Source organism: Mesorhizobium sp. M7D.F.Ca.US.004.03.1.1 (genome assembly GCF_003998635.1).
In the GTDB taxonomy this organism is placed as follows: Bacteria; Pseudomonadota; Alphaproteobacteria; order Rhizobiales; family Rhizobiaceae; genus Mesorhizobium; species Mesorhizobium loti.
Map to the genome: position 1 here is coordinate 1 of NZ_RZQG01000185.1, position 8,108 is coordinate 8,108.

Genomic DNA, 8,108 nt, shown 5'->3' on the forward strand with positions numbered 1-8,108 from the left:
TTCCTGTCCGAGCCGAAGAACGTGGTGCGCGACGCCAGCCTGTCCAAGGATGCGCTGGAGCAGAATGCCCGCCTGCTCGAAGGCGTCTTGGAGGATTTTGGCGTCAAGGGCGAGATCATCGCCGTCCGTCCGGGTCCGGTGGTCACCCTCTACGAGCTTGAACCGGCGCCCGGCATCAAGTCGTCGCGGGTCATTGGCCTGTCCGACGACATCGCCCGCTCGATGAGCGCCATCGCCTGCCGCGTCGCCGTGGTGCCCGGCCGCAACGCCATAGGCATCGAACTGCCGAACGCCAAGCGCGAGACCGTCTATCTCAGAGAGATCCTGGCCAGCCGCGACTTCGAGACGACGAAGGCCAAGCTGGCGCTGGCGCTGGGCAAGACCATCAACGGCGAGGCGGTCATCGTCGATATCGCCAAGATGCCGCACGTGCTGGTCGCCGGCACCACGGGTTCGGGCAAATCGGTTGCCATCAACACCATGATCCTGTCGCTGCTCTACCGGCTGACGCCGCAGGATTGCCGGCTGATCATGATCGATCCGAAGATGCTGGAACTCTCGGTCTATGACGGCATCCCGCATCTGCTCACGCCCGTTGTCACCGATCCGAAGAAGGCGGTGGTGGCGCTGAAATGGACCGTGCGCGAGATGGAGGACCGCTACCGCAAGATGTCCAAGGTCGGCGTGCGCAACATCGACGGTTTCAATGCCCGTGTCAGCCAGGCTGACAAGAAGGGCGAAAAGATCTCGCGCACCGTGCAGACCGGCTTCGACCGCCAGACCGGCGAGGCGATCTACGAGACCGAGAACCTCGATCTCGAGCCGATGCCCTATATCGTCGTCATCATCGACGAGATGGCCGACCTGATGATGGTCGCCGGCAAGGACATCGAGGGTGCCGTGCAGCGCCTGGCGCAGATGGCGCGTGCCGCCGGCATCCATGTCATCATGGCCACGCAGCGCCCGTCGGTCGACGTCATCACCGGCACCATCAAGGCCAATTTCCCGACCCGCATCTCCTTCCAGGTGACGTCGAAGATCGACAGCCGGACCATTCTGGGCGAGCAGGGCGCCGAGCAGCTGCTCGGCATGGGCGACATGCTTTATATGGCGGGCGGCGGCCGTATCCAGCGCGTGCACGGCCCGTTCGTTGCCGATGAAGAGGTCGAGAGGATCGTCGCGCATCTGAAGCTGCAGGGCGTGCCAGAATATCTTGACGCCATCACCGAGGATGACGGCGAGGACGACGACGAGCCGTCCGGCAAGGGTGGTTCCGGCGGCGGTGGCGGCAACAGCAATTTCGAGGATTCCGACGATCCTTACGATCAGGCGGTTTCCGTGGTGCTGCGCGACGGCAAGGCCTCGACCAGCTATATCCAGCGCCGGCTGGGCATCGGCTACAACCGCGCCGCCTCGATCATAGAGAAGATGGAGAAGGAAGGGATCGTCGGCCCGGCCAACCACGCCGGCAAGCGCGAGATCCTGGTACCGACCGAAGAGGACAAATTCTGACCAGAAGGCCTGACCCTTGTGACATCCCGGTCTCGCAACCTTGAACCTTTCAAGACGTTGAAGCAACTGAGGGAGCCCTGACCCGCCAAACTTCAGCCTAACTGGGGGTCCAAGCACCAGAACAACTCAGGAATCAGATGAGAGTGACCGACATGAAAAATGATCCTTCAGCGCTCAGCACGTTTGCTCCCTCCCGGCGTCAGTTGCTGGGCCTCGGCCTGGCGTTTGCAGGGGCGGCGGCCTTCAACGCGGTGCCCGGCTTCCAGGTGCTGGCTTCGGCGCAGGCGGCCGTGCCGGCCGCGGCACAGAAGATCGCCGACCATTTTTCCTCGGTGAAATCGATGAGCGGCGAATTCGTGCAGTTCGGCCCGAAGGGCGAGCAGACCGGCGGCAAGTTCTTCCTCGAACGGCCGGGCAAGATCCGCTTCAACTATGACGGCTCTTCAAACTTCCGGGTGATTTCAGACGGCCAGTCGGTGGTCATCCTGAACAAGAAGCTCAACACGTCCGATCTCTATCCGCTGTCGAAGACACCCTTGAAGCTGCTGCTCGACAACAGGATCGACCTCTCCGGCGACCGCGTCAAAAGCGTCAAGCAAGAGGATGACCTCACCACCATCCAGCTCGCCGACAAATCGGTGTTCGGCAATTCGAAGATCACGATGATGTTCGATCCTAAAACCTTTGATTTGCGACAGTGGACGATCACCGACGCGCAGGGCAAGGACACAACGGTGATGATCTTCAACACCAAGGAAGGCGTCAGCTTCGCCCCCGATACTTTCGCCATCGACTACACGGCGAATCGCGAGCTCAACACCAACAAGTCGCGCTAACCCTGTCGTTATAGCTGTGGAAAGCACCGGGCCGCGCCTCGTCGGGCGTTGGCCGGCTTGTCTTTGCGGCTTGCGGCTGGCAGTTTCCCGGACTGACTCCGTCAAAAGGCGTCTTCCCCGTCAGGGCCCATCGGTTCTGGCTGGCCGCACGCTGTCCTGGATTGCCAAATGCCCTTCTCCATCGCCACCTGGAACATCAACTCCGTTCGGCTGCGCATGCCGATCGTCGAGCGCCTGCTCGTCGAGCATGCGCCTGACGTGCTCTGCCTGCAGGAAACCAAGGTTCCCGACGAACTGTTTCCCGAAAAGGCCTTCCGCAAACTCGGCTATGAGCACATCGCCTTCCATGGCCAGAAGGGCTACCACGGCGTCGCGACGGTGGCGCGGCGGCCGATCGAAGTGGTCGAGAAGCGGCGTTTCTGCGAGATCGAGGACAGCCGGCATCTCTCGGTGACCGTGCGGGCCGGCGGCAAGGCGATCCTGCTGCACAATTTCTACGTTCCGGCGGGCGGCGACGAACCGGATCCTGTCATCAACAGGAAGTTCAAGCACAAGCTCGATTTCGTCGCCGAGATGAATGCCATCCGGGCAGAACATGACGAGGTGTCCGGCTCGGTGCTGGTCGGGGACCTCAACATCGCCCCGCTCGAACACGACGTCTGGTCACACAAGCAATTGCTCAATGTGGTCAGCCACACGCCGGTCGAGACGGAAAATTTCGAGGCGATGCGTCTCGCCGGCAACTGGATCGATCTGATGCGGCTCAACGTGCCGCATGAGCAGAAGCTCTACACTTGGTGGAGTTACCGCGCGCAGGATTGGGAAGCCTCGAACCGCGGCCGGCGGCTCGACCATGTCTGGTCGTCGCCGAATCTGGTGTCCAGCTTTTCCGGCTACGAGATCCTGCGCTTGGCGCGCGGCTGGGAGCGCCCGTCGGACCATGTGCCCGTCATCGCGCGGTTCGATCTGGATTAGGTGCGTCGATATTCAGGTGAGGCCAGCCTGCAAACGGCGGCTTCCTGCGCTTCCAAATTCAAATGGCGTGCTTCAAGTCTTTGTTGGGCGACAGCTGCGCTGACAGGTCTGCCGCGTGATCCAGCAGATGGGGATGGACGCGGTGGCGCGTCGCCAGCATGCGCTGGGCCGCTTCGATGATTATCGGCGCCGGGACATTGGCGACCAGGCCGGTTGGACTTGCATGGCGGGATTCGATCACGTCCACGCAGTTCGAAAGCGGCCGCCAACGGGCCATGCTGGCACCGCCACTGACGATAACCATCGGCGTCATCACCGCTGCCATGAGATGTGCCGTGCCGCCTTCGGCGCCAATGTAAAGATCGGCAAACTCCCCTAGCGCCAGCAGAACATCGCTGACATTGACACCCTCGACCGTACCGGAATCGACAAGCTGCAACTTGGGCGCGCGTTGAGCCAGTTCAGCCATATCAGGGCCGTCGCCTGGCGTTTTCACGTAGAGAAGGTTTGCCCCGTCGGCGATCATACTGTCGGATATCGCGACAACCTGATCCGCGGTCATGCGTTTGCCGCCATCGCCATGCGCCGCGATAACGATCAATGGAGCATGCTTGCCGTCCCCCAGGCTCCTGGCCGCCGCCCGGGCGGCTGGGGTGGGCTCCAGGCGATGATCGAAAGGCAACCGTTTGCCCGCAAGACGCTCGATGAGGCGGTGGTAGCGCCATGCGTTGCGCTCGGGCCGTGCTTCGGATTTTTGGCCCGGGCGCCAGGAAAGAGCGAAAGCCGGGAAGTTCGCCTCATAGGCGATACCGCGACCGAGCAGCGAGCCCCAGGTCTGAAGCAGCCAACGCCCCGAGATGCGGAAATCGACAACGGCCAATCGCCCCTTGCCCTTGCGGTGGCTGGCCACCAGCTGCATCAGGGGCGTCCGCACATTGATCGCATCGACGAGGTGATCGACATGGCGATTGAGGACGTGTTCAAGGGTCGATGACCCGGTGGTTCCGTAGACGATAAAACTATCGGGGAATGCCGTTCTGGCGGCGCGCAAAGCCGGAATCCGGATCAATCCGTCGCCGAACGCGTCATTGCGGGAATACAAGATAATCGTCTCGTACCGAGCTGGCAGCATGCCTCGCTCCCCCCAGGAGCTTGGTGGTGGCGGTGCCTGCTGGGCCGCCCGCCTTCGAGGTTCTGTAGGATTTCACCTCTTGCCTGTCAACGGAACCTCGGCGCTCAGGTCCGGGCAACGGGATGGCCAACCCGTCGGCGATCCTCCCACTCCGGCCGCAGTTGCGCCATGACCAGCTCGTCGCGGTGCACGCCTTTGAAAAACGCGCTGCCGCGCGAAATACCCTCAGCCGTGAAGCCGACAGCTTCGTAGGCGCGCCGGGCGCGATGATTGTCCGGGAAAAGCCCAATGCAGAGCCGATAGGCGTCGGTCTCGACGAAAACCCGATCAACCGTCGCTGCCAGAAGCATTCTGCCGTGGCCTTGTCCTGGTGCGATGACGGCGATGCGCTTGACCAGCGTCACGCGCTCGGCAGAGGCCCATTGGCGAAGGATGACGAAGCCGATCGGCACTGAACCATCGACACCGACAAAATAGGCATGACTGTCGTCGAAAAGGGCCTCGCGATGACGCGCCTCGTCCCAGCGCCCGACAAAGGCGTCATAGCCCTCGCGCCGCTCGGTCGCCATGATGAAGGGCAGGTCATTTCCGGTAGCGCGTACGAGCTGGAAGTTCATGTGCGCCTCAGCCAGAGAAGCGTGGCGCCAGTTCCTCGATGCGGCGGATCATCGCCTGAAATTCCTCGGAGATGCGCTGGTGGAGCTTGACCGCGATCTCGGGGTATTCCTCCAGGATGCGGCGGAACATCTTGCGGCTGAGCCGCATCACTTCCGAATCGATTTCGGCCGACGCGCTGGTCAGCCGATTGGTGTCGGCGATCAATGCCAGTTCGCTCAGGATCGTGCCGGGGCCGGCCGTGCCTATCGGGATGCGTTCGCCATTCTGCTCACGGTAGAGCACGATGCGCCCGCTGACCACGATATAGGCAGAATCGGCCTCGTCCTCCTCGCGGTAAAGCTTGTGGTTGGCGCTCAGCCTGGTGTTCTCGGCGCCAAAGGCGAGCAGGCGCAGCTGTTCCTGCGTGAAGCCCTCGAAGAGCCTCACGGCGGACAGGATGCGGATGTCGTCATCCAGCGCCATCTAGCTATGTCCCCGAACCGACAGTCCGACTCCTCCTCTGCGAGTTCGATCCAAACCACCTCCAGCTTCAGGACCGTACCCGAAAAGCGTCCCCGCCCGACCGCTCATTGGATAATGAAATGTTTAAGGAACCAGCTTGTAGCCGCCGCTTTCTGTCACAAGAATTTCCGCATTGGAAGGATCGCGCTCGATCTTCTGACGCAGCCGGTAGACATGGGTTTCCAGCGTGTGCGTGGTGACGCCGGAATTGTAGCCCCAGACTTCCTCGAGCAGCACATCGCGCGTCACCACCTTCTGGTCGGCGCGATAGAGATATTTGATGATCGAGGCCTCCTTCTCCGTCAGCCGCACCTTGCCGCCGCGCGGGTCGAGCAGCAGTTTTTGGCTGGGCTTGAAGGTGTAGGGCCCGACCGAGAAGGTGGCGTCCTCGCTCTGCTCATGCTGGCGCAATTGCGCCCGGATGCGCGCAAGCAGCACGGCGAAGCGGAACGGCTTCGTCACATAGTCGTTGGCGCCGGCCTCGAGACCCAGAATCGTATCCGAATCGGTGTCGTGGCCGGTGAGCATGATGATGGGCGCCTTGTAGCCGCCCTTGCGCAGGATCTTCACCGCTTCGCGGCCGTCCATGTCGGGCAGCCCGACATCCATGATGAGCAGATCGATGAGGCCGCCGCGTGCGGCGGCGACACCTTTTGCCGCAGTCGATTCCTGCAGCACGTCGAATTCCTCGTAAAGGGACAATTGCTCGACCAGTGTGCCGCGCAGGTCGTCATCGTCGTCGACGATCAGAATGGTGCGTGAAGTCATGGATCAATCCGTTGTTTTGAAAAGAAAATTCAGTTGACCGCTGCCTGTTTATGCGGAAGCTGACCGGCACAACACCCGATCACAGTGATTTGTTCCGTGGCACGATCATACAAGAAAAAACACGATCGCAATGCAGCCGGCGCAATTTTGCGAAAAGGGCTGCGCGTGCTGACCGTGCGGGCCAGGCCCGGTCATCCAAGCCAGGGCCTGCTGCAGGCCGGCAAAACGGTGTTTGCCTGTGCGCTGGGGCGGGGCGGCATCTCGGCCGGCAAGCGCGAAGGCGACGGCGCCACGCCGCTGGCCTCGATGCGGATCCTGTCGGGATATTTCCGGGGAGATCAGTTCACCAGCGGCCGCAAGACCCGTCTGGCGATGACGCCGATCGGGCCTGATCTCGGCTGGTGCGAAGTGCCTGACGACCGCAACTATAACAGGCCGGTCAAGATTCCCTATGGCGCCAGCCACGAACGCATGCGGCGCGACGACCGGCTCTACGACGCCTGCCTGGTGCTCGACTGGAACCTGGCGCCACGCCGACGCGGGCGCGGCAGCGCCATCTTCTTTCATCTAGCGCGCCCCGGCTTCACGCCGACGCAAGGCTGTGTGGCTGTGACGGCGCAAACCATGGCGCGGCTGCTGCCGCTGCTGTCGGACCGGACGGTGGTGAGGGTGGTGAGGTAGGGCAGTAGGGCAGTAGGGCAGTGCGCCTTGATTTTCCCTACTGCCCTACTCCCTTCCCTTACGACCAGACTGCTGCCAGCCGATGTCGAGAAGGCCGAGGCGGCCCATCTCGCGGTCCATGGCGCGTGCGATGTCCTTGCGCCTGGCGCCGACGTCGCGCAGTTGCCGATCCGACAGGTCTTCGACGTTCTGGTGTGGGAGATTGATCGCGACCCTGGCGTGACGTAACCAGTCAAGGGTCTCGGTCAGCCAGTTCGGACGAGCGATGGATGAATTCAAAGCGATGATGGACATGGTGTGATCCGTTCTCTCCGGATATCAAATCCGGCTTGATGATGTTTCGATGGTTGGATCATGCCAGATTGAAATCGCTGTGAGAAACGAGTAGTTTTCTCTAGATTATCAAGTTTTATTTGAGGATAGAATGGCTCGCCTGCTGCCAGGAACTCGCGCCTTGAGGACGCTGGAAGCCGCGGCCAGGCACCTCAATTTCACTCGCGCGGCCGACGAGCTGGGCCTGACGCCAGCCGCCGTCAGCCACCAGATCAAGGAAATCGAGGATCAGCTTGGGCTTGTGCTGTTTACGCGCACCAGCCGCACCATCCGGCTGACCGAGGCGGGCACGGTGCTCTTCGAGGCGTCGACCGACGCGCTCGACCTGCTTGGCCGGGCCGTTTCGCGGGCGCAAAAGCTGACGCGCGGCACCGCGTTGCTGAAAGTGACTCTCGATGCACAGTTCGCGTCAAAATGGCTGATGCGGCGCGTCGACGATTTTCGCAAGCATCACCCCAATATCGAGCTGAGATTCGACATCGCCTACGAAGTGCGGGATTTCGAACTCGATGACATCGATGTCGGCATTCGGTTCGGCGCCGGCAAATATCCGGGCCTTCGCGCCCACCGGCTGTTCGACAACATCCTCATTCCGGTGTGCAGCCCGAGCCTCTTGACGTCCGGTCCGCCGCTGCGCGAACCGCGCGATCTTTTCAATCACACGCTTGCCCATATCGAATGGTCGCGACAAGGCGTGACATGGCCGAACTGGCGGATGTGGATGGCGGCGGCCGGCGTCCACGATTTCGACG

The 8,108-nt window shown here is 61.9% G+C and carries 10 protein-coding genes; 5 read left to right on the top strand and 5 right to left on the bottom strand.

Going from position 1 to position 8,108, the window contains the following annotated elements:
* From EN935_RS13225 to EN935_RS13235, 3 genes are all read left to right on the top strand, one after another.
* On the top strand, nt 1-1,512 hold a 1,512-nt coding region (locus EN935_RS13225; protein ID WP_127373365.1), incomplete at its 5' end, for a DNA translocase FtsK.
* A gap of 152 nt (nt 1,513-1,664) precedes the next feature.
* Nucleotides 1,665-2,348: an outer membrane lipoprotein carrier protein LolA gene (locus EN935_RS13230; protein ID WP_109665359.1), complete on the top strand. Its 684-nt coding sequence runs from the start codon at nt 1,665-1,667 to the stop codon at nt 2,346-2,348.
* Nucleotides 2,349-2,516: 168 nt separating this feature from the next.
* Complete coding sequence (locus EN935_RS13235) at nt 2,517-3,323, top strand: exodeoxyribonuclease III (protein WP_126066878.1); 807 nt, start codon at nt 2,517-2,519, stop codon at nt 3,321-3,323.
* Between the two features lie 58 nt (nt 3,324-3,381).
* Here EN935_RS13235 and EN935_RS13240 read toward each other — a convergent pair whose 3' ends face one another.
* The 4 genes from EN935_RS13240 to EN935_RS13255 form a co-directional block, all read right to left on the bottom strand.
* Entirely contained in the window at nt 3,382-4,455 is a 1,074-nt protein-coding gene (locus tag EN935_RS13240) for a glycosyltransferase family 9 protein (RefSeq protein ID WP_127373366.1), read from the bottom strand.
* A gap of 104 nt (nt 4,456-4,559) precedes the next feature.
* Nucleotides 4,560-5,072 carry a GNAT family N-acetyltransferase gene (locus EN935_RS13245; protein WP_127262240.1) on the bottom strand — a complete coding sequence of 171 codons (513 nt, stop codon included), beginning with the start codon at nt 5,070-5,072 and terminating at the stop codon, nt 4,560-4,562.
* Nucleotides 5,073-5,079: 7 nt separating this feature from the next.
* Complete coding sequence (locus tag EN935_RS13250) at nt 5,080-5,535, bottom strand: Crp/Fnr family transcriptional regulator (protein ID WP_126066875.1); 456 nt, start codon at nt 5,533-5,535, stop codon at nt 5,080-5,082.
* Nucleotides 5,536-5,658: 123 nt separating this feature from the next.
* Complete coding sequence (locus EN935_RS13255) at nt 5,659-6,342, bottom strand: response regulator transcription factor (RefSeq protein ID WP_013528898.1); 684 nt, start codon at nt 6,340-6,342, stop codon at nt 5,659-5,661.
* A gap of 144 nt (nt 6,343-6,486) precedes the next feature.
* Between EN935_RS13255 and EN935_RS13260 the strand changes: the two genes are divergently transcribed.
* Nucleotides 6,487-7,023 (top strand): L,D-transpeptidase, encoded by a 537-nt coding sequence (locus EN935_RS13260; protein ID WP_164548813.1) that lies wholly within the window; start codon nt 6,487-6,489, stop codon nt 7,021-7,023.
* Nucleotides 7,024-7,068: 45 nt separating this feature from the next.
* Here EN935_RS13260 and EN935_RS13265 read toward each other — a convergent pair whose 3' ends face one another.
* Nucleotides 7,069-7,317: a hypothetical protein gene (locus EN935_RS13265; RefSeq protein WP_109663933.1), complete on the bottom strand. Its 249-nt coding sequence runs from the start codon at nt 7,315-7,317 to the stop codon at nt 7,069-7,071.
* Between the two features lie 130 nt (nt 7,318-7,447).
* On the opposite strand from EN935_RS13265, the gene EN935_RS13270 reads away from it, so the two are divergent.
* The coding region (locus EN935_RS13270; protein WP_127373367.1) for a LysR family transcriptional regulator at nt 7,448-8,108 on the top strand (661 nt) is incomplete at its 3' end.